Source organism: Streptomyces sp. S063, assembly GCF_002832675.1.
GTDB lineage: Bacteria > Actinomycetota > Actinomycetes > Streptomycetales > Streptomycetaceae > Streptomyces > Streptomyces sindenensis.
This window is the reverse complement of sequence record NZ_CP021707.1, coordinates 4,792,354-4,812,641: the sequence shown is the minus strand read 5'-3', so window position 1 is coordinate 4,812,641 and position 20,288 is coordinate 4,792,354. Positions and strand designations below refer to the sequence as shown.

The following is a 20,288-nucleotide window of genomic DNA, read 5'->3' as shown; positions in this document are numbered from 1 at the left end:
CGTCGGCCGTACGGAACCGATCCTGCCGGTCGTGGCGTCTTGGTGGGCGTGCGTCACAGTTCGGACGGCCAGACCGTCATCCACTTCCGCGCGGCGGGCATCACTCTCCTGATCGCACACCTCCTGTTCGTCGGGTGGCTGACGCTGCGCCCACTGGACGTCCCCTGGATCACGGCGGCGAATTTCGAGCCGCTCGCCGGTATCAGGGCGGACCTCGCGCTGGGACCGGCGGAGGCGGCCCGCCGGATCGGCGGGGCGCTGCTGCTGCTGGCCCCGCTCGGGGTGCTGCTGCCGATGGCCGGGGGCCGGATCTTCGTCTCGCCCTGGGTCTCCCTGCTGCGTACCGGCACCGCCGGGGCACTGATCTCGCTGGCCATCGAGTTGGGGCAGACCGGCGTTCCGGGGCAGGTCGTCGACATCGACTCGCTGCTGCTGAACACCACCGGGGTGGTCCTCGCCCATCTGCTGGTCGTGCCGCTGTGCCGGGCGCGGCTGCGCCGCCGGGGGCTGCCGGGGGTCCGGGACCTGCCGTACTACCGTCACGAGACCCGACTCAGGGACGAGGCCCCTCAGGGGTCGACCCCGACGATTACCGGGGTCGGTCTCGCCCCGTAGAGCGATGCTTTGTCCCCCTTCGCAGGGGCACCATGGATACATCGGGGAGCAGAGGAAGCTGCTCCCGCCGCAACGGTTCGCGAAGGAGCCCACCATGGCCGCACTTGTCCGCCCCCGCGAAGGCCGCATGATCGGCGGAGTGTGCGCGGGCCTCGCTCGGCGCTTCGGTATGTCGGCGAGCACGATGCGCGTCATCTTCGTCGTCTCCTGCTTGCTGCCCGGCCCGCAGTTCCTGCTCTACCTGGCGCTGTGGCTGCTGCTGCCCTCGGAGAAGTCCGCCTCCTCCGCGACGGCCTGGTGACGCGGAGGGCCACGGGGAGCGAGGAGGCGGAGCAGAACGCGCGGTGGGGCGCACACCCTGGACCAGGGTGTGCGCCCCACCGGCATGTGCGGGTGCGCGCCGGATCGCCGGCGCGCGGGGTGCGGATCAGCCGCCGAGCGGGATCCCGTTGGCGGTGAGGCCCTGGGTCGGCAGTCCGCCGAGCAGGCCGGTGACCGGGGCGGCCGCGTCGGTGGCCTGGCCGCCGAGGACCTTGCCGACGGTGTCCTGGACCGGCGCGTTCTGGACCGACTGCGCGACGGTGTCGAGGGCCATCGTCGAGACGGGGAGCGCCCCGGCCGCGGCGTCCACCGGCAGTGCGGAGGCGCTGCCGGCGGCGGCAGCGGCGAAAGCGGCACCGAGAGCGGCGACACCGAGAGTCTTGGCAGACTTCTTCATGGAGAATTCATCCTTGGGGAGGGGGATGTGAGCGGCTCTGCAAACTAGCCATCCCCCAGCCCCTTCCGCAAACATCCCGACACGCGGAAAAGGGGCCGGGAATCCGCTTCCCGACCCTTTCCTCCGGTGCACCCATCAGCCTCCGGAGACCGCAGAGCTGCTGGTCACAGCGGTCTGACGGAAAAGCCACTCCGACTTCAGCTCGGCGTATCCGGGCTTGATGACGTCATTGATCATCGCGAGACGTTCGTCGAAAGGAATGAAAGCTGATTTCATCGCATTGACGGTGAACCACTGCATGTCGTCGAGCGTGTATCCGAAGGCCTCGGTCAGTCGCTCGAATTCCTGGCTCATGCTGGTCCCGCTCATCAGCCGGTTGTCGGTGTTCACGGTGATGCGGAAGTGCAGCTTGCGCAGCAGCCCGATCGGGTGCCCGGCGTACGAGTCGGCGGCGCCGGTCTGGAGGTTGGACGTCGGGCACATCTCCAGCGGGATGCGCTTGTCCCGTACGTAGGAGGCGAGGCGGCCGAGGGAGACCGAGCCGTCCTCGGCGACCTCGATGTCGTCGATGATCCGCACCCCGTGGCCGAGCCGGTCGGCGCCGCACCACTGGAGGGCCTGCCAGATCGACGGCAGGCCGAAGGCCTCGCCCGCGTGGATGGTGAAGTGGTTGTTCTCGCGCTTGAGGTACTCGAACGCGTCGAGGTGGCGGGTGGGCGGGAAGCCGGCCTCGGCGCCCGCGATGTCGAAGCCGACGACACCCTGGTCGCGGTAGCTGTTGGCCAGCTCGGCGATCTCCAGGGCGCGGGCGGCGTGCCGCATCGCGGTGAGGAGGGCGCCGACCCGGATGCGGTGGCCGTTGGCGCGGGCGATGCGCTCGCCCTCGCGGAAGCCCTCGTTGACGGCCTCGACGACCTCTTCGAGGCTCAGGCCGCCTTCCAGGTGCTGCTCGGGGGCGTAGCGGATCTCGGCGTAGACGACACCGTCCTCGGCGAGGTCCTCGGCGCACTCGGCGGCTACCCGGAACAGCGCGTCACGGGTCTGCATGACGGCGCAGGTGTGGGCGAAGGTCTCCAGGTACCGGGGCAGCGAGCCGGAGTCGGCGGCCTCGCGGAACCAGATGCCGAGCTTGTCGGGCTCGGTCTCGGGGAGGGAGTCGTAACCCTGCGCGCGGGCGAGCTCGACGATGGTGCCCGGCCGCAGGCCGCCGTCGAGGTGGTCGTGGAGCAGCACCTTGGGGGCGCGCCGGATCTGGTCGGAATCAGGGACATTCGGGGTCTGGCTCGTCATCTTCGCACTCTAGCGCCTACGCGCGTAGAGCGCCGGTTGCCGATGCGTAACAGTGACCGGAAAGTCGGGTGGAGTACACCTGCTCTTCTGAGACTGTTCTGTCATGGGACAGCGCGCACTCCCCCTGCCCGCAGCCAGGCTGGGACGGGCCGTACAGACGGCCGGAGCAACCGACGAGGTCAGCGGCGTGGTTCTGCTGCTCCCGGACGGCGAGGCCGACTCGCGCCGCCGTCCCTCCACCCTCTCGTACGCCATGCAACTGCCGTTCGCCCGCGCCCTGGCCCGCGCCGGGGAGGGCGACGGGCTCGCCGTGCACGTACTGCGCTACCGCTGCCGGGGCTGGAACGCGGACGACGCGCATCCCGCCGAGGACGCCGCGTGGGGGGCCGACGAGGTCCAGCGGCTCTACGGCGACGTTCCGGTCTGCCTGGTCGGCCACGGGATGGGCGGGCGGGCCGCGTTGCGGGCCGCCGGGCACGGTGCGGTCACCTCGGTCCTGGCGATGGCGCCGTGGCTGCCGGAGCGGACGGCGGCCGAACCGGACCCGGTGAAGCAGCTGATGGGACGGCGGGTGCTGATCGTGCACGGGACCAACGACGAGCGCACGGACCCGGAGTTGTCCTACCGGCTGGCCGAGCGGGCGAAGAAGTCCAACCGGGACACCTGCCGCTTCGAAGTCCACTCCGACGGGCACGCGTTGCGCCAGCACCGTTCCGAAGTGGTGGCACTGGCCGCCGACTTCGTCCGCGGCTCGCTCTTCGCCCGGTCCTACGCCCGCCCGGTCGCGGACGCGCTCGCCGCACCGCCGCCGCTGGGGCTGCGGATGCCGCTGGCCGCCGGGTTCGGGCGGTCGCTGCGGCCCTGAGCGGTGGGCGCCCGGCCGGGGACGGCCCAGGCCCGAACCGCCGGGCCGGAACCGGCGTCAGGCCGTCCGCCGCCGCGCGAGTGCTCGGAGCAGCAGCGCCGTGGCCGTCCATACGGCCGCGCAGCCCGCGGCGGCGACCAGCAGGACGAGCCAGACGGTGTCCGTGGCGGTGACGGCGGTGACGGCGATCCCGGACGCCAGCAGGGTCGCCGCCATCACCACGACGACCTGCGCCGCGGGGGAATCCTGGGCGCGGGTGGCACGGCGGCGGTGCAGCCACCCCGCGCCCCGCAGGAAGACGCTGCCGACGATCAACAGGACGAGCCCCACGGCCAGTCGCGCGGTCGCATCGCGGCCCGGTGCGGCGGTCGTGTCCTGGCGCAGCTCGCCGCTTCCACCGCCCACACCGCACCGCGCCAGGACAGCACGGTGACCCGGTCCCCGGGCTTCAGCTTCTCCCAGACCGGCCCGTCGCCCCGCATCCGTACCCGGAGCCGGGGTTCCTCGGCCCCGCCGTCGAGCGTGACCCAGTTGGTGACGGACTTGTTCGACCGGCCGGTCTCGGTGGAGACGACCGTGGCGGGCCACTCGGCGAGGCAGTCCCCGTTCTCCGGCGCGGAGACCTCCGAGCACGGCCGGGCGGCCCGGAAGTCGGCGGCCTCGGAGAGGCTGCCGGGCAGCAGCGCGAAGAGGACGGCCGCCGCCAGCACCAGCACCGAGCCGACGATGGACGCGAAAATGACACCCTTCAGGCTCGAGAGCCCGGGCGACTGCGGGCGCGGGGGCGGGTAGGGCGAGGCGGCACGATTCACCGGGACATTCTCGCTCGCCCGTTCCCCTCGGTCCGTCCCGCCCGTGTCCTCAGTCCGGCAGCAGGTTCCCCCGCCGCGAGAGCAGGAAGCGTTTGAAGGCGGCCACCGGCGGGGTGTCGGGATGTCCGTCCAGCCAGGCGACGCCGATCTCGCGGGCCGCGCGCGGGGCCGTCACCGTCAGCTCGACGACCCCGGGGCGGGCGACGGCGGGCGGCGGCAGCAGCGCCACCCCGAGTCCGGCGGCGACCAGGCCGCGCAGGGTCTCCGCCTCCTCGCCCTCGAAGGCGACGCGCGGGGTGAAGCCCGCCCGGGCGCAGAGGTCGTCGGTGATCCTGCGCAGCCCGTAACCCGGCTCCAGCGTCACGAACGTCTCGTCGGCGGCCTCCGCCAGGCGGATCCGGCGGCGGGCGGCGAGCCGGTGGTCGTCCGGGACCACCAGGCGCAGCCGCTGTTCGTCGAGGCGGCGGGTGACCAGATCGGGGGCGTCGGGCACGGGTGAGGTGAGGCAGAGGTCGAGGCCGCCCGCGCGGAGCCGTTCGATCATCGCCTCGCCGTAGTTCTGCACGAGCTGGAAGCGGACCCTGGGGTGGTCGACCCGGAAGGCGCGGATCAGGGCGGGCACGGTCTCGGAGCCCATGGTGTGCAGGAAGCCGAAGGAGACCCGGCCCGCCGTCGGGTCGGCGTCCGCCCGGACCGAGTCGGCGGCCTTCTCCACCTCCGCCAGGGCGCGTTCGGCCGAGCCGAGGAAGGTGCGGCCCGCGGGGGTGAGCGAGACGGTGCGGCCCTTGCGGGCGAACAGGGCGACGCCCAGGTCCGCTTCGAGCCGGACCATGGCCCGGGAGAGCGTGGACTGCGGGACGCCCAGCTCGTGTGCGGCGCGGGTCACATGCTCGTGCCGGGCGACCGCCTCGAAGTACGCGAGGCGCGGCGCGAGCACGGCCCGGATGTCTTCTTCGTAACTACTCGGTGACAGCCGAGGTCCTGAGCTGCGTTCATGCACCATGGGATTGATTATTGCGGTTTTGTGCATTGGACGCATGAAACCCGCGGGTCTACTTTCGACGTATGCCTCCCGCCGATACCGGGGCATCCACCGTCGTGGTGGGTGCCTCTGCCCCGTCGTCCCCCGTCACCACCACCGCCGTGCCGGCCGCCGCCACCCATGAGCGCCTGGAGCCCGGCCGCCCCGGCTACCGCCGGATGAGCTTCGCCCTCTTCGCCGCCGGTGTCGCGGCGTTCGCCCTCCTCTACTCCACCCAGGCCCTGCTGCCCGCCGTCTCCGCGTCGTTCGACGCCACCGCCGGACAGGCGAGCTGGACGGTCTCGGCGGCGACCGGGGCCCTGGCCCTGTTCGTCCTGCCGCTGAGCGCGCTCTCGGAGCGGTTCGGGCGGCGGCAGATGATGACGGCGTCGCTGGCGATCGCCGTGCTGGTCGGGCTGCTGGTGCCGTTCGCCCCGTCGATGGGCGCGCTGATCGCGCTGCGTGCCGTCCAGGGTGCGGCGCTGGCCGGGCTTCCTGCCTCCGCGATGGCGTATCTCGCGGAGGAGGTGCGGCCCAAGGCGCTGATCGCCGCGATCGGGCTGTTCGTCGCGGGCAACAGCATCGGGGGGATGAGCGGCCGCATCCTCACCGGCTGGGTCGCCCAGGCCTGGGGCTGGCGCGCCGCGCTCGCGGCGGTCGGACTGCTCGCGCTGGCGTGCGCGGTCGTCTTCCACTTCCTGATCCCCAAGGCCCGCAACTTCCGCCCCGGTTCACTGAACCCGAAGGCGTTGGCGAAGACCGTCGCCACCCACCTGCGCAACCCGCTGCTGGTCCGGCTGTACGCGATCGGCGCGCTCTTCATGACGGTGTTCGGCGCGGTCTACACGGTGATCGGCTACCGGCTGGCCGAGGAGCCGTTCAGCCTGCCGCAGGGCGTCATCGGCTCGGTCTTCCTCGTCTACCTGGTGGGTACGGTCTCCTCCGCCGCCGCCGGACGTCTGGTGGCCCGCCTCGGCCGCCGGGGTGCGCTCTATCTGGCGGTCTCCACCACCGCTGCCGGGCTCCTGCTCTCGTCGGCTGACTCCCTGGCCGCCGTGCTGCTCGGCCTGGTGCTGATCACGGCCGGCTTCTTCGCCGGGCACGCGGTCGCCTCGTCCTCGGTGAGCCGGACGGCGACGGAGGGCCGGGCGCAGGCTTCGGCGCTCTACCAGTCGGCGTACTACCTGGGCTCCAGCGCGGGCGGCACGCTGGGCGCGGTCGCCTTCCACGCCGGGGGCTGGGCGGCGACGGTGGCCCTGGGCCTGCTCGCGGTCCTCGGCGTCGTCTCGATCACCCTGTACGGGACCCGGGTGGCGCGGGCGGAGCGGCGGGCGCCGGTTCCGGCCACGGCCACCCGCTGAGCAACCGGTCCGGGGGGCGGTCCGCCCACCCGCTGGTCCGGGGCGCCGGGCCCGAGGCCGTCATCCGGGCTATGCCGGACCGGGACGCAACCGAGACCTCCGCCGTGCAACCACTGCTCCCCTTCGTACGTCTACCAGGCGTAACCACAAAACCACTGTGGGCGAAGGGGAGTTGCCGCATGGGAGACATGGCGAAGACATCCGGCAGACGGCTGCGACGCGGGGTGGCGCTGTCCGTCGCCGGACTGGTGGCCGCTCCGGCCCTGGTCCTGGGCAGCGGCACCGCCGCCCACGCGGCGTCCTGCACGAAGTCGGTGGGCCCCCATCAGAAGCAGGTCGAGAAGTTCCTCGAGCGGCCCGTGGACGGCAAGCAGTCGACGGCCGACTGCAAGGCGATCCAGAAGTTCCAGAAGGCCCACGGGATCACCCCCACCATCGGTTACGCCGGTCCGCTGACCTGGCGCACGATGAACACGATGATCGCCCAGAAGGCGGCCGGGAAGAACCCCAACAAGGCCGGGAAGTGCCCGACCAACAAGGGCCGCATCGCCTGTGTCGACCTGACCCGGCAGCTCAGCTGGATCCAGGACGGCAAGAAGCTGAAGTACGGTCCGGTGCCGGTGCGGACCGGCCGGGACGGCGCGGAGACCCGGACCGGGGCCAAGAAGATCTACTGGCGCAACATCAAGCACTGGTCGACCATCTACAAGGTCTGGATGCCGTACTCCCAGTTCTTCGACGGCGGCCAGGCGTTCCACTCGGTCACCAAGTCCATGTACAACCCGCCGGGCTCCGGCGGCTGCGTCAACATGCGGCCCGCCGACGCGAAGGCATACTGGAAACTGCTGAAGAACGGCGACGACGTGTACGTGTACGGGCGCAAGCCCGGGACCTGAGCGAGGCGCTGAGCCGCATCCCGGGGGATGCGCGACGGGTGCTCCCGAGGGGTGCCGGACGGATCGTGGCCGGAGCCACGGCCTCCGGCACCCCTTGTCGTCTTTTCCGCCCCGACTGTCAGTGGCCTGCGGTAGCTTCCGACGTAACGGGTGACGGATGCCACAGCGCGAGGGCGCGCGACAGGGGTGGAGCGATGAGCGATCTGACCACGACGACGGCCACAGGAACGGCGGCGGACGCCGCGGGTGCCGGCGCCCCCGATGCCGCCGGGATCGACAGCCGCCTCGAAGGGCACCGGGTCGAGCTGACCGGCTACTGCTACCGCATGCTCGGATCCGCCTTCGAGGCCGAGGACGCTGTGCAGGACACCTTGGTCCGGGCCTGGCGCAACTTCGACAAGTTCGAGGGCCGCTCCTCGCTGCGCTCCTGGCTCTACCGGATCGCCACCAACGTCTGCCTGGACATGCTGAACGCGGGCAACAAGCGGGCCCGCCCGGTCGACCTGACCGGCCCGACCCCGCTCGCCCAGGCCGCGCTGAGCCCCCGCCCGGAGAACGTCTGGCTGGAGCCGATGCCGGACGGCCGGATCCTGCCGTCGGTCCAGGACCCGGCGGAGGCGGCCGTGGCGCGCGAATCGGTGCGCCTGGCGTTCGTCGCCGCCCTCCAGCACCTGCCGCCGAAGCAGCGAGCCGTGCTGATCCTGCGCGAGGTGCTCGCCTGGAAGGCCGCCGAGGTCGCCGAGCTGCTGGAGACCTCCGTCGCCTCGGTCAACAGCGCCCTGCAGCGGGCCCGCGCCACGCTGACCGAGACGGAGGGCCGGGCGGGCGACGCGGCGGACCCGCTGGACGAGGAGCAGCAGAAGCTCCTGGAGCGCTATGTGAAGGCGTTCGAGGGATACGACATGGCCGCCCTGACGGCGCTGCTCCACGAGGACGCGGTGATGACGATGCCGCCGTTCGACCTGTGGCTCCAGGGCACCGGGGACATCACGGGCTTCATGACCTCCATCGGCGCGGGATGCGCGGGCTCCAGGCTGGTGCCCGTCTCGGCCAACGGGTCCCCCGGCTTCGCGCACTACAAGCCCGCCGAGGACGGGTCCGGGTTCGTGCCGTGGGCGGTCCAGGTCATCGACATCCAGGACGGGGCGATCACCGGGATGCACTGCTTCCTGGACGTCCCGCGCTGGTTCCCGCTGTTCGGCCTGCCGGACCGGCTCCCGGCGGACGCGTAGGCGGCGTAGGCGGACGGCCGGGGAGGCAGGCGCATCCGGCGTCTGCCTCCCCGGCCGCGTACGTCAGAACAGTCCCGGCACGCGTTCCTCCGGCCCCTCCTCCAGGGCCACCACATCGGCCAGCCCCACCAGGTCCAGCAGCGCCCGGAGTTCGGGCGGCACGCGGCGCAGCCGCAGGGTGTGTCCGGCCCGGCGGGCGACGAGCCCCAGCCGGGCCACCGCCTCGACAGCGGTCAGATCCGGCCGGATCACCCCGCCCACATCGCAGTCCACGGCCGCGCCCGGGGCGAGGGCGGCGCCGCGCGGACCGGCCAGGGCCCGCTCCAGCTCGGCGCAGAGATCGGGTACGACGGCACGGCTGACCCGGCCGGTCACGGTCACGGCGATCGGATTTTCGGCATCCACACCAGGCAGACCGCACCGGCGGGCGAAAATCATCGGCCCGACCCCGGCGATGCTCTCGCGCGAGGGCTCTTTTGCGTCATCTCCGACTTTCTGTGCGGATCCTGTGAACCAACCTGCTCGGCTTTCCCTCTAGTTCGTTGAACCGACGGCCGCAGCCGTCACTCCTGTGTGTCTGCGGGCCGACGGCGTGAAGAACCATCGAGTTCTCCAGGGGGAGAGTTGCGCAGACACGTGAGAAACGCGTGCATACCCGCGGTCGCCACAGCGGCCGCAGTGGCGCTGGCGGCCGGCATGGTCAGCCCCGCCGTCGCCCAGCCGGACCCGAGGGGGGCGGCCGGCACCCGGGCTCAGGCGCAGGACCGGAGCGTGCGTCAGCTGACCCTCGTCACCGGTGACCGGGTCACCGTGGACGCCCAGGGCAAGCCGATCGCCTTCCGGCCCGCGAAGGGGCGGGAGCACATCCCGGTCCAGCGGATGAGCGACAAGGGACACACCCTCGTCGTTCCGGCCGACGCCCACCGGCTGATCGCCTCCGGCAAGCTCGACCGGCGGCTGTTCGACATCACCGAGCTGAGCCGTCCGGAGAACCTCCGGGCCCAGAAGGACGGTCTGAAGCTGATCGTCGGCTACCGGGGCAAGCAGGCCGCCACCGCGAAGGCGGAGGTCCGCGACGCGGGCGGCACCGAGGTCGGCCGGAGCCTGAAGTCGCTGAACGCCGAGTCGGTGACGACGCCGGCGACCGACGCGCCGGAGATCTGGAAGGCGCTCACCGAGCGTCGCGCCGGCGGCAGCCAGGTGACGACCGCCGCCGGTATCGACCGGGTCTGGCTGGACGGCGTGCGTCAGGCGAGCCTCGACAAGAGCGTCCCGCAGATCGGCGCCCCGGCGGCCTGGAAGGCCGGGTTCACCGGCAAGGGCGTCAAGATCGCGGTTCTGGACACCGGGACGGACTCCAGCCACCCCGACCTCAAGGGCCAGATCCTCGCGGAGAAGAACTTCAGCGCGGCGAAGGACACGAAGGACCGGGTCGGCCACGGTACGCACGTCGCCTCGATCGCGGCGGGCACCGGCGCGAAGTCCGGCGGCACGTTCAAGGGCGTGGCCCCGGACGCCAAGCTGCTCTCGGGCAAGGTCCTCGACGACGACGGGTACGGCGAGGACTCCGGCATCCTGGCCGGAATGGAGTGGGCGGTCGCCCAGGGCGCCGACATCGTCAACCTGAGCCTCGGCGGGCCCGACACCCCCGAGGTGGACCCGCTGGAGGCGGCGGTCGACAAGCTGTCGGCCGAGACGGGCGTGCTGTTCGCGATCGCCGCGGGCAATGAGGGCGACGGCGCCGGCACGGTCGGCTCGCCGGGCAGCGCGGACGCCGCGCTGACCGTGGGCGCGGTCGACGACAAGGACAAGCTGGCGGACTTCTCCAGCCGCGGCCCGCGGATCGGCGACGGGGCGATCAAGCCTGACGTGACGGCCCCCGGCGTGGACACCACGGCGGCCATCCCGCCGGGTTCGCTGATCGCCCAGGAGGTGGGCGAGAAGCCCGCCGGTTACGCCACCATCTCGGGTACGTCGATGGCCACCCCGCACGTCGCGGGCGCGGCCGCGCTGCTCAAGCAGCAGCACCCCGACTGGAAGTTCTCCGAGCTGAAGGGTGCGCTGACCGCGTCCACGAAGCCCGGGGCGTACAACCCGTTCCAGCAGGGTTCCGGCCGGATCCAGGTGGACCGCGCGATCGCCCAGAGCGTCGTCGCGGAGCCGGTCTCGGTGAGCTTCGGTGTGCAGCAGTGGCCGCACACCGATGACGTCCCGGTCACCGAGAAGGTGACGTACCGCAACCTCGGTACGGCCGATGTCACCCTCGATCTGAAGGTGACGGGCACGGGCCCGACGGGCAAGCCCGCCCCGGCCGGCTTCTTCACGCTCGGCTCGGACAAGGTCACCGTCCCCGCGGGCGGCACCGCCGAGGCGACGCTGACCGCCGACACCCGGATCGGCGGCACGGCGGACGGCACCTACTCCGCCTATGTGGTGGCGACGGGCGGCGGGCAGACCGTGCGCACGGCGGCGGCCGTCGAGCGGGAGGTCGAGAGCTACAACCTGACGGTCAAGCACCTCGACCGGAAGGGCCTCCCGGCGGCCTGGGCGGAGAGCACGCTCTACGGCTTCAACGACAAGGTCGGCGGCTCCTTCCTGAGCCCGCAGGTGGTCAACGGCACGGCGAAGATCCGGGTGCCCAAGGGCACGTACGTGGTCAACTCCACGGTCTACGGCCACCCGGAGGACTTCACCAAGGGCGCCGACTGGATCGTCCAGCCGAAGGTCTCGGTCACCAAGAACACCTCGCTGACGTTCGACGCCCGCAAGGCGAAGCCGGTGAAGATCGCGCTTCCGGTCACCGGCACGAAGACCCAGCTGTTCTCGCCGGACTTCTCGGTGGAGACGAAGGCCGACGGCGTCAGCTTCGGCTGGCTGATGGACACGACCGCCAACTTCCGCACGCTGCACGTGGGTCCGCAGATCACGGACGGGTCGCTCTCCCAGCACTGGACGGGCACCTGGACCAAGGGCGCGTCGACCGAGTACGACATCGCGGTCGGCGGCGCGGTCAAGAAGCTCGCGACCGGCTACGAGCGGAAGTTCACCACCGCCCAGCTGGCGAAGGTGAAGATCGCCACGGGCTCGGCCGCACCGAAGAAGAAGGGCTCGGTCTCCGCCTGGGGCTCCCTGCCCACATCGGGTGGTGGCTGGGCCACGTCGGTCGAGCAGAAGCTGCCCGGTACCCGCACGCTGTACCTCTCCACCGCCGACAAGGTGCGCTGGGGCTTGGAGTTCAGCCAGCTGGGCCCGGTCGACCAGGACGGCTGGCCCACGTACGAGGCTTACTACGAGATCAGCGATGAAGCCGCGTTCAAGGCGGGCAAGACCTACAACAAGTCCGTGAACACCGGGGTGTTCGGCCCGCTGGTGAGCAAGGACTACGGCGTGGTCCGTGAGGGCAACGAGATCGTCGGCACGCTCCCCCTGCTGGCGGACGGCGCGGGCAACGCGGGCGGCATCGAGTACACGTCGGCCAAGACCGTCCTGTACCGCAACGGCAAGAAGGTCGGCCAGAACAACGACCCGGTGAGCGGTGGCGAGGGCTTCAAGGTCCCGGCCGGATCCGCGTCCTACAAGCTGTCGACCTCGGTCAAGCACAGTGCGAAGGTCAACCCGCTCTCCACCCGGGTGGACGCGTCCTGGACGTTCTCGTCGAAGAAGACGGCGTTCACGATGCTCCCGGTCTCCACGGTCCGGTTCACCCCGGCCGTCGGCGCCGACGGCCGGGTCAAGGCGGGCAAGACCGTCTCGGTGCCGGTGAAGGTGCACGGCGCTGCCGCGGGCAAGAACCTGAAGTCGCTGAAGACGTACGTCAGTTACAACGGCGGCAAGACCTGGAAGAAGGCCACGGTGAAGAAGGGGAAGATCACCGTCAAGAACCCGGCGAAGAACAAGGCGATCTCCTTCGCCGCCAAGGTCACCGACAAGAAGGGCAACACCTCGTCGGTGAAGATCTACAGCGCGTACCTGGGCAAGTGACAGGCGCTCGCGGGTAGTTCACCCCACGCACGACGGCGGCCCGCCGCACGGATCCGATCCGTGCGGCGGGCCGTCCGCGTGTCGGCCGACGGGGAGGGGGGCGAAGACGGTCTTCGGCGGCGGGGCCTGGCGCCCCGGTCCCGACGGCACCTCGCCGGGGCACGACGGCCTGGCGGTACGTCACCGAGTCCGGCATGCCGAACGGGACCGGCGGCAGTCCACCGATCCCGTTCGCCCGTACGAGGAAACCGCAGGTCAGGCGATACGTTCGCGCACCACCGGCAGCGGCGAGAACGACGTGCCGGCCGGGGCGATGTCGTACGCCTCGGGAAGGGCCTTGAGGGCGTAGTCGAACTTCTCCGGGGTGTCCGTGTGCAGCGTCATCAGGGGCTGGCCCGCGGTGACCGTGTCGCCGGGCTTGGCGTGGAGTTCGATGCCCGCGCCCGCCTGCACCGGGTCCTCCTTGCGCGCGCGGCCCGCGCCGAGGCGCCAGGCGGCGACGCCGACGTCGTAGGCGTCCAGGCGGGTCAGGACGCCGGAGGCGGGGGCGGTGACCACGTGCTGTTCGCGGGCGGTGGGGAGGGTGGCGTCCGGGTCGCCGCCCTGGGCGGAGATCATGCGGCGCCAGACGTCCATCGCGGAGCCGTCGGAGAGGGCCTTCTCGGGGTCGGCGTCCTTGAGGCCGGCCGCGTCCAGCATCTCGCGGGCGAGGGCGAGGGTCAGGTCGATGACGTCCTGCGGGCCGCCACCGGCCAGTACCTCGACCGACTCGCGGACCTCCAGGGCGTTGCCCGCGGTGAGGCCGAGCGGGGTCGACATGTCGGTGAGCAGGGCGACCGTGCGCACCCCGCTGTCGGTGCCGAGGGCGACCATGGTGGAGGCCAGTTCGCGGGCGTCCTCGATCGTCTTCATGAAGGCGCCGGAGCCGACCTTGACGTCCAGGACGAGCGCCCCGGTGCCCTCGGCGATCTTCTTGGACATGATCGAGCTGGCGATGAGCGGGATGGCCTCGACGGTGCCGGTGACATCGCGCAGCGCGTACAGCTTCTTGTCGGCGGGGGCGAGGCCGTCGCCGGCGGCGCAGATGACGGCGCCGGTGCTGTCGAGAACGTTCAGCATCTCCTCGCCTGTGATGTGGGCCCGCCAGCCGGGAATGGACTCCAGCTTGTCCAGAGTGCCGCCGGTGTGGCCGAGGCCGCGGCCGCTGAGCTGCGGCACGGCCGCGCCGCAGGCGGCGACCAGCGGGGCGAGCGGCAGCGTGATCTTGTCGCCGACGCCGCCGGTGGAGTGCTTGTCGGTGGTAGGGCGGGAGAGCGCTCCGAAGTTCATCCGCTCGCCGGAGGCGATCATCGCGGCGGTCCAGCGGGCGATCTCGGTGCGGTTCATGCCGTTGAGCAGGATCGCCATGGCGAGGGCGGACATCTGCTCGTCGGCGACCTCGCCGCGGGTGTAGGCGTCGATGACCCAGTCGATCTGCTCGGGGGTCAGCTCGCCTCGGTCCCGCTTGGTGCGGATGACGGAGATGGCGTCCATGGGAATCCTTCCGGCCGGGTGCGCAAGAGTCCCGACTGACTCTACGCGCATAGAGAGGGGAAAGAGCGGTGGCCCTTCCGGGAAGGAAGGGCCACCGCCGGGAGATACGGGCTTCCGCCGAGGTCCTGCCGGCTTCAGCCGAGGTGCTGCGGGCCGAACGACTGCGGCAGCATCTCGTCGAGCGTACGCAGGCCGTCCGGGGTCTCCAGGAGGAGATCCGGGCCGCCGAACTCGTACAGAAGCTGGCGGCACCGGCCGCACGGCACCAGGATCGCCCCGGTGCCGTCCACGCAGGTGAAGTGGGTCAGCCGGCCGCCGCCGGTGGCGTGGAGCGTGGAGACCAGACCGCACTCGGCGCAGAGCGAGAGGCCGTAGCTGGCGTTCTCCACGTTGCAGCCGGTGATGGTGCGGCCGTCGTCCACCCGGGCGGCCACACCGACCGGGTAGCGCGAGTAGGGGACGTACGCCCGGGACATGGCGTCCCGGGCGGCCTCCCGCAGGGCGTCCCAGTCGGCCTCGCCGAAGGCCGGGGCGGGCGGGGGCGTCACTTGCCCTCACCCTTGCGGTACGGCACGCCGTTGGCCTTCGGCATCCGCAGGCGTTGTGCGGAGAGGGCGAGGACCAGCAGCGTGGTGACGTACGGCGCGGCGTCGACGAACTGGCTCGGCACCTGGTCCGTCAGGAAGTACCAGGTGAACAGCAGCGCGGAGACGACCGCCGCGACCGCCGCGGAGACGTACTTCTTCTTGTACAGCTGCCAGAACACCGCGATGACCAGCAGGATCGCCAGCAGGAGCAGCATCGCGTGGACGTTCTCGGCGCCGCCGCGCAGCTTGAGGCTGTCGGTGAAGCCGAAGAGGCCCGCGCCCAGCGCCATACCGCCCGGCATCCAGTTGCCGAAGATCATCGCGGCGAGACCGATGTAACCGCGGCCGCCGGTCTGGCCCTCCTGGTAGATGCCGGTGGCGACGATCGCGAGGAACGCGCCGCCGAGGCCCGCCAGACCGCCGGAGACCGTGACGGCGATGTACTTGTACTTGTACACGTTGACGCCGAGGGTCTCGGCGGCCACCGGGGACTCGCCGCAGGACCGCAGCCGCAGCCCGAACGGGGTGCGCCACAGGATCCACCAGGTGGCGGGGATCAGCAGCAGGGCCACGACGGTGAGCAGGGACAGGCCGGTGACGAGTCCGCCGATGATGCCCGCCAGGTCGGAGATCAGGAACCAGTGCTGTTGTTGCAGGTCCTGCATCCAGTCCGAGAGCCCCGGAACGGTGATCCGGTCGATGGGATCGATGCGCGGGGACTGCTTCGAGGAGCCGCCCTGGACGCCGTCGAAGGCGAAGTTGGAGAGGTAGCGGGTGACGCCGACGGCGAGGATGTTGATGGCCACACCGGAGACGATGTGGTTCACCCCGAAGGTGACGGTGATGACGGCGTGCAGGAGACCGCCGAGGCAGCCGCCGAGGATGCCGAAGAGGACGCCCACCCACGGGCCCCACTGGAACCCGGCCCACGCGCCGAACCAGGTGCCGAGGATCATCATGCCTTCGAGGCCGATGTTGATGACGCCCGCGCGCTCGGCCCACAGACCGCCGAGTCCGGCGAGGCCGATCGGAACGGCGAGTGCCAGGGCGCCGCGGACCTGGCCGACGGAGGTGATGTCGTCGGCGCCGCTGATGACGCGGACCAGGGAGACCAGGGCGAGACCGCCCGCGATGATCAGCAGGACGACGGGCAGGGAGAGCTTGCGGCGGTCCTTGCCCTTCTTGGGGGCGGGGCGTGCGGCGATGGTTTTGCTGGTGCTCACAGGGCCGCCTCCTTCTCGGTCGTGAGGGCGTGTCCGGCGGCGAGCTCCTCGCCGACCTTCTGCTGCTGGCGGCGGATGCCGTAACGGCGGACCAACTCGTAGGAGACGACGACCGAGATCACGATCAGGCCCTGCATGATCGTGGCGATCTCCTTCTCGTACCCGTACTGGTCGAGCGAGGCCGAGGACTTGTCCAGGAACGCGATCAGCAGGGCGCTGAGGGCGATGCCGAGCGGGTTGTTCCGGCCCAGCAGCGCGATGGTGATGCCGGTGAAGCCGATGCCCGTGGGGAAGTCGAGGCTGTAGGTGTGGGTGTCGCCGAGCAGGGTCGGCATCCCGGCGAGGCCCGCGACGGCGCCGGAGATCAGCATCGAGGTGAGGACCATCTTCTTGGCGTCCACGCCGGACGCCTGGGCCGCGGTCTCACTGGCTCCGGTGGCCCGCAGATCGAAGCCGAACCGGGTGCGGTTCAGGGCGAACCAGTACAGGACACCGCATCCGGCGGCGACGAAGGTGAAGCCGTAGATCTCCCCGGCCATGTCGCCCATCGGCAGCCCCGGGAACCAGCCGGACTCCGGGATCTCCCCGGTCGTCAGGTTGTTGGAACCGGGGGGCTGCTCGCCGAAGTTCTTCGGCAGGATCATCCAGGCGACGAGCGCGGTGGCGATCGAGTTGAGCATGATCGTCGAGACGACCTCGCTCACCCCGCGGGTGGTCTTGAGGAAGCCCGCGATGCCGGACCAGAACGCGCCCACGAGCATCGCGACGATGACGATCAGCGCGATGTGCAGCGGCCCCGGAAGGTCGACGCTCGCGCCGACCAGCGCGGCCATCATCGCGGCGAGGCGGTACTGACCGTCGACCCCGATGTTGAAGAGGTTCATCCGGAAGCCGACGGCCACCGCGAGTGCGGCGAGGTAGTACGTACCCGCCTGGTTGATGATCAGGACCTGGACGTCGGCGTAGGAGGCCGATTCGAACATGATCCGGTACGGCTCGAAGGGGTTCTGCCCGGAGGCGAGCAGCACCACGGTCGTCAGCGCGAGGGCGACGACCAGGGCGAGCACCGGGCCGGCGAAGCCCAGGATCAGCCGGTCCTTGTCGAATTTCTTCATCGGGCCTCGTCCTCCGAGCCTTCGAGGTGACCGGTGGCGGCGCCGGTCATGGCCGAGCCCAGTTCCTCCGGGGTAATGGTGGCCGGGTCGGCGTCCGCGACCAGCCGGCCGCGGTACATGACGCGCAGGGTGTCGGAGAGTCCGATCAGTTCGTCCAGGTCGGCCGAGATCAGCAGCACGGCGAGCCCTTCGCGGCGGGCCTCGCGGATCTGGTCCCAGATCTGGGCCTGCGCGCCGACGTCCACCCCGCGGGTGGGGTGGGCGGCGATCAGGAACTTGGGCGCGTGGCTCATCTCGCGGCCGACGATCAGCTTCTGCTGGTTGCCGCCGGAGAGGGAGGCCGCGGTGACGTCGATCCCGGGAGTGCGCACGTCGTACTCGCGCACGATGCGCTCGGTGTCGGTACGGGCCGCCTTGTTGTCCAGCAGCCAGCCGCGGCTGTTGGGCTTCTCGGTGACGTGGCCGAGGATGCGGTTCTCCCACAGCGGGGCGTTCAGCAGGACGCCGTGGCGGTGGCGGTCCTCGGGGATGTAGCCGATGCCGGACTCGCGCCGCTTGCGGGTCGGGGCGTGCGAGATGTCGTCGGAGCCGAGCGTGATCACGCCGTCGTCCGGGTCGCGCATGCCCATGAGGGCCTCGATGAGCTCCGTCTGGCCGTTGCCCTCGACACCGGCGATCCCCAGGACCTCGCCCTGGTGGATGGTGAAGTCGATGCCGGCGAGCACGTCGCGGACGGTGCCGTCGGGGTCGGTGACGGTGAGCTTCAGGTCCTGGACCCGCAGCATCGGTACGTCGGTGACGGTGGACTCGCGGGTCTCCGGCGAGGGCAGCTCGCTGCCGACCATCAGCTCGGCGAGCTGCTTGGTCGTCGTGGAGGCCGGGTCGGCGGTGCCCACGGTGGTACCGCGGCGGATCACGGTGATCTCGTCGGCGACCGAGAGGACCTCGCCCAGCTTGTGCGAGATGAAGATGACGGTCAGGCCCTCGGCCTTGAGCTCGCGCAGGTTGGCGAAGAGCGCGTCGACCTCCTGCGGCACGAGGACCGCGGTCGGCTCGTCCAGGATGAGGATGCGGGCGCCCCGGTAGAGGACCTTGAGGATCTCCACGCGCTGCCGGTCGGCGACCCCGAGGTCCTCCACGAGCGCGTCGGGCCGGATGCCCAGGCCGTACGCGTCGGAGATCTCCTTGATCTTCTTCCGGGCTCCGGAGCCGATGCCGTACAGCTTCTCGCCGCCGAGAACGACGTTCTCCAGGACGGTGAAGTTGTCGGCGAGCATGAAGTGCTGGTGCACCATGCCGATGCCGCGCTCGATGGCGTCGCCCGGGTTGGAGAACGAGACCTGCTCGCCGTCGATCGCGATGGTCCCCTCGTCCGGCTTCTGCATGCCGTAGAGGATCTTCATCAGGGTGGACTTGCCGGCGCCGTTCTCACCGACGAGCGCGTGGACCGTGCCCTTGCCGATGGTGATGTCGATGTCGTGGTTGGCGACGACGCCGGGGAAGCGCTTGGTGATGCCGTGCAGTTCTACGGCAGGGGGACTGCTGGACGCGTTGATGACGCACTCTCCTTGGCCGGACAGGAGCGGGGGCGGAGGGGCTCGGGGGGCTCGGGGGCCCTGGGGGGCGGGGGTGAAGTTATCGCGCCGGAGGGCTGTCTACACGCGTAGCGCTGCCGAATCGTGAAACACGGGTGCACGTCACACCCCGGACGCCGGTCCGGGGTGGGCGGGAGAGCACTGCGAGAGGCGGATCTTCTTCGGGTCGTACGGAGGGCTCCGGACCGCCGACCGCGGGCGCCGCGGGTCTTCGGTGGAGCCCCGTGCGGCTCAGGCGGGCGGCCGACCCGCGGCCCTGCCCGTCACCGGCGGCGAAAGCCACGCGGCGTACGGACAGGGCCTGGGAAGCCGGCCGGGCCGACGGCCCGGGAGGGGCCGTCGGACTCGGACCTTACGGAGCGGTCTTGACGGTGATCTTGCCGTCGATGATGTCCTGCTTGGCCTTGTCGACCGCGGCGATGACGTCCTTCATGTCGGCGAACGCCGGGTTGGACATCGACAGGGCGACACCGTTCTTGTCCAGGCCGTAGCGGATCTCACCGGTCTGCGGCTTGCCGTCCTGCACCGACTTGATCAGGTTGAACACCGCGTCCTCGATGTCCTTCGTGACCGAGGTCAGGATGGACGCCTTGTAGGGCGCGAGCCCCTTCTGCTGGTACTGGTCGGAGTCGACGCCGATGTTCCACTTGCCCGCCTTGGAGACGGCCTCGATGGCGCCGGAGCCGGCCAGACCGGCGGCCGAGTAGATCACGTCGGCCTTCTTGTCGAGCTGGCCCTGGGCGGCGGCCTTGCCGAGGTCGGGCTTGGAGAAGCCACCGAAGTCCGGCGGCTGCGTCAGGTACTGCGGAAGTACGTTGACCGAGGCGTCGGTGTCCTTGGCGCCCTGGATGAAGCCCGCCTCGAACTTCTTGATCAGCGGAGTCTCGACACCGCCGATGAAGCCGATGGTCTTCGACTTGGTGACCTTCGCGGCGGCGACGCCGGCGAGGTAGGAGCCCTGCTCCTCGTTGAAGACGATGTTGGCGATGTTCTTACCGGTCACCGAGGCGTCGTCGATGATGCCGAAGGTGGTCTTCGGGAACTTCGGCGCGACCTTCTTGATGGCGGGCGCGTAGGCGAAGCCGACGCCGATCACCGGGTTGTTGCCGGAGCGGGCCAGCTCGGTGAGGCGCTGGACCTTGTCCGCGTCTCCTTCGCCGTCGGAGGGCTCGGCTTCGCTGCCCTGGACGTCGAGGTCCTTCTCCGCCTTCTCGAGTCCGGCGTAGGCGGCGTCGTTGAACGACTGGTCGCCACGGCCGCCGATGTCGTACGCGATGGCGGCCTTGTCGCCGTCGGAGCCGGAACCGGAGTCCGACGAGTTTCCGCCACAGGCGGTGACGCTGAGAGCGAGTGCCGCGGACGCGACGCCCACGGTGGTGATCCTGGTGATCCGGCGCAAGGGGAGGCTCCTTCAAACCTGACCGAAGCGCCTCTTCCGGCGCTG

19 protein-coding genes are annotated in these 20,288 nt (G+C 70.9%); 7 read left to right on the top strand and 12 right to left on the bottom strand.

The genetic code is table 11. From position 1 onward, the window contains the following. Positions 1-42 precede the first annotated feature (42 nt). Both CCZ36_RS22410 and CCZ36_RS22405 read left to right on the top strand, forming a co-directional pair. Entirely contained in the window at positions 43-615 is a 573-nt protein-coding gene (locus CCZ36_RS22410) for a VanZ family protein (RefSeq protein WP_128818420.1), read from the top strand. 94 nt (positions 616-709) lie between these two features. Then, the gene (locus tag CCZ36_RS22405; protein ID WP_032783162.1) at positions 710-916 is read left to right on the top strand and encodes a PspC domain-containing protein; all 207 of its coding nucleotides are present in this window, start codon (positions 710-712) and stop codon (positions 914-916) included. Between the two features lie 126 nt (positions 917-1,042). Here the strand turns inward: CCZ36_RS22405 and CCZ36_RS22400 are convergent, their stop codons facing one another. Beyond that, positions 1,043-1,333 (bottom strand): hypothetical protein, encoded by a 291-nt coding sequence (locus CCZ36_RS22400; protein ID WP_069738014.1) that lies wholly within the window; start codon positions 1,331-1,333, stop codon positions 1,043-1,045. Between the two features lie 135 nt (positions 1,334-1,468). Beyond that, positions 1,469-2,623, bottom strand: a complete 1,155-nt coding sequence (locus CCZ36_RS22395; protein WP_069738013.1) for an adenosine deaminase — start codon at positions 2,621-2,623, stop codon at positions 1,469-1,471. 187 nt (positions 2,624-2,810) lie between these two features. Between CCZ36_RS22395 and CCZ36_RS22390 the strand changes: the two genes are divergently transcribed. Beyond that, positions 2,811-3,488, top strand: a complete 678-nt coding sequence (locus tag CCZ36_RS22390; RefSeq protein ID WP_069738012.1) for an alpha/beta hydrolase family protein — start codon at positions 2,811-2,813, stop codon at positions 3,486-3,488. A 57-nt stretch (positions 3,489-3,545) separates the two neighbouring features. On the opposite strand, the gene CCZ36_RS35905 is transcribed toward CCZ36_RS22390, so the two are convergent. Genes CCZ36_RS35905 through CCZ36_RS22380 form a run of 3 tightly spaced genes read right to left on the bottom strand, consistent with a single transcriptional unit; the run spans position 3,546 to position 5,303 of the window. Next, a complete protein-coding gene (locus CCZ36_RS35905) occupies positions 3,546-3,803 on the bottom strand; it encodes a hypothetical protein (RefSeq protein ID WP_237302724.1) in 258 nt (85 codons plus the stop codon). Then, complete coding sequence (locus CCZ36_RS22385; protein WP_237302723.1) at positions 3,800-4,300, bottom strand: hypothetical protein; 501 nt, start codon at positions 4,298-4,300, stop codon at positions 3,800-3,802. The genes CCZ36_RS35905 and CCZ36_RS22385 overlap by 4 nt, the downstream gene beginning before the upstream one ends. Positions 4,301-4,349: 49 nt before the next feature. Then, positions 4,350-5,303, bottom strand: a complete 954-nt coding sequence (locus tag CCZ36_RS22380) for a LysR family transcriptional regulator (RefSeq protein WP_069738010.1) — start codon at positions 5,301-5,303, stop codon at positions 4,350-4,352. 62 nt (positions 5,304-5,365) lie between these two features. Between CCZ36_RS22380 and CCZ36_RS22375 the strand changes: the two genes are divergently transcribed. The 3 genes from CCZ36_RS22375 (at position 5,366) to CCZ36_RS22365 (ending at position 8,810) form a co-directional block, all read left to right on the top strand. Continuing rightward, positions 5,366-6,682 carry an MFS transporter gene (locus CCZ36_RS22375; RefSeq protein ID WP_069738009.1) on the top strand — a complete coding sequence of 439 codons (1,317 nt, stop codon included), beginning with the start codon at positions 5,366-5,368 and terminating at the stop codon, positions 6,680-6,682. Between the two features lie 179 nt (positions 6,683-6,861). Further along, positions 6,862-7,578, top strand: coding sequence for a L,D-transpeptidase family protein (locus CCZ36_RS22370; RefSeq protein WP_128818419.1), 717 nt, complete (start codon positions 6,862-6,864; stop codon positions 7,576-7,578). A 194-nt stretch (positions 7,579-7,772) separates the two neighbouring features. Then, positions 7,773-8,810, top strand: coding sequence for a sigma-70 family RNA polymerase sigma factor (locus tag CCZ36_RS22365; RefSeq protein WP_069738007.1), 1,038 nt, complete (start codon positions 7,773-7,775; stop codon positions 8,808-8,810). A 63-nt stretch (positions 8,811-8,873) separates the two neighbouring features. On the opposite strand, the gene CCZ36_RS22360 is transcribed toward CCZ36_RS22365, so the two are convergent. Further along, complete coding sequence (locus CCZ36_RS22360; protein ID WP_128818418.1) at positions 8,874-9,248, bottom strand: STAS domain-containing protein; 375 nt, start codon at positions 9,246-9,248, stop codon at positions 8,874-8,876. A gap of 258 nt (positions 9,249-9,506) precedes the next feature. On the opposite strand from CCZ36_RS22360, the gene CCZ36_RS22355 reads away from it, so the two are divergent. Further along, positions 9,507-12,791 carry a S8 family peptidase gene (locus CCZ36_RS22355; RefSeq protein ID WP_164873628.1) on the top strand — a complete coding sequence of 1,095 codons (3,285 nt, stop codon included), beginning with the start codon at positions 9,507-9,509 and terminating at the stop codon, positions 12,789-12,791. Between the two features lie 255 nt (positions 12,792-13,046). On the opposite strand, the gene CCZ36_RS22350 is transcribed toward CCZ36_RS22355, so the two are convergent. The 6 genes from CCZ36_RS22350 to CCZ36_RS22325 all read right to left on the bottom strand — a co-directional run bounded on the left by CCZ36_RS22350 (position 13,047) and on the right by CCZ36_RS22325 (position 20,243). Beyond that, positions 13,047-14,324 (bottom strand): thymidine phosphorylase, encoded by a 1,278-nt coding sequence (locus tag CCZ36_RS22350; protein ID WP_069738005.1) that lies wholly within the window; start codon positions 14,322-14,324, stop codon positions 13,047-13,049. A 134-nt stretch (positions 14,325-14,458) separates the two neighbouring features. Further along, entirely contained in the window at positions 14,459-14,872 is a 414-nt protein-coding gene (locus CCZ36_RS22345) for a cytidine deaminase (protein ID WP_069738004.1), read from the bottom strand. Continuing rightward, complete coding sequence (locus CCZ36_RS22340; protein WP_069738003.1) at positions 14,869-16,134, bottom strand: ABC transporter permease; 1,266 nt, start codon at positions 16,132-16,134, stop codon at positions 14,869-14,871. Before CCZ36_RS22340 ends, CCZ36_RS22345 begins: the two co-directional genes overlap by 4 nt. Further along, a complete protein-coding gene (locus tag CCZ36_RS22335) occupies positions 16,131-17,249 on the bottom strand; it encodes an ABC transporter permease (protein WP_069738002.1) in 1,119 nt (372 codons plus the stop codon). The genes CCZ36_RS22340 and CCZ36_RS22335 overlap by 4 nt, the downstream gene beginning before the upstream one ends. Beyond that, positions 17,246-18,829: an ABC transporter ATP-binding protein gene (locus CCZ36_RS22330; protein ID WP_069738001.1), complete on the bottom strand. Its 1,584-nt coding sequence runs from the start codon at positions 18,827-18,829 to the stop codon at positions 17,246-17,248. The genes CCZ36_RS22335 and CCZ36_RS22330 overlap by 4 nt, the downstream gene beginning before the upstream one ends. A gap of 367 nt (positions 18,830-19,196) precedes the next feature. Next, on the bottom strand, positions 19,197-20,243 hold the full coding sequence (locus CCZ36_RS22325; protein WP_069738000.1) for a BMP family lipoprotein: 1,047 nt from the start codon (positions 20,241-20,243) through the stop codon (positions 19,197-19,199). Between the last annotated feature and the right edge of the window lie 45 nt (positions 20,244-20,288).

Excerpts from the sequence above, each read along its gene's own strand:
- CCZ36_RS22365 (WP_069738007.1), top strand. The coding sequence starts at position 7,773 with ATGAGCGATCTGACCACGACGACGGCCACAGGAACGGCGGCGGACGCC.
- CCZ36_RS22360 (WP_128818418.1), bottom strand. The coding sequence starts at position 9,248 with ATGATTTTCGCCCGCCGGTGCGGTCTGCCTGGTGTGGATGCCGAAAAT.
- CCZ36_RS22405 (WP_032783162.1), top strand. The coding sequence starts at position 710 with ATGGCCGCACTTGTCCGCCCCCGCGAAGGCCGCATGATCGGCGGAGTG.
- CCZ36_RS22400 (WP_069738014.1), bottom strand. The coding sequence starts at position 1,333 with ATGAAGAAGTCTGCCAAGACTCTCGGTGTCGCCGCTCTCGGTGCCGCT.
- CCZ36_RS22395 (WP_069738013.1), bottom strand. The coding sequence starts at position 2,623 with ATGACGAGCCAGACCCCGAATGTCCCTGATTCCGACCAGATCCGGCGC.
- CCZ36_RS22335 (WP_069738002.1), bottom strand. The coding sequence starts at position 17,249 with ATGAAGAAATTCGACAAGGACCGGCTGATCCTGGGCTTCGCCGGCCCG.
- CCZ36_RS22370 (WP_128818419.1), top strand. The coding sequence starts at position 6,862 with ATGGGAGACATGGCGAAGACATCCGGCAGACGGCTGCGACGCGGGGTG.
- CCZ36_RS22355 (WP_164873628.1), top strand. The coding sequence starts at position 9,507 with ATGGTCAGCCCCGCCGTCGCCCAGCCGGACCCGAGGGGGGCGGCCGGC.
- CCZ36_RS22375 (WP_069738009.1), top strand. The coding sequence starts at position 5,366 with ATGCCTCCCGCCGATACCGGGGCATCCACCGTCGTGGTGGGTGCCTCT.
- CCZ36_RS22350 (WP_069738005.1), bottom strand. The coding sequence starts at position 14,324 with ATGGACGCCATCTCCGTCATCCGCACCAAGCGGGACCGAGGCGAGCTG.
- CCZ36_RS22380 (WP_069738010.1), bottom strand. The coding sequence starts at position 5,303 with ATGGTGCATGAACGCAGCTCAGGACCTCGGCTGTCACCGAGTAGTTAC.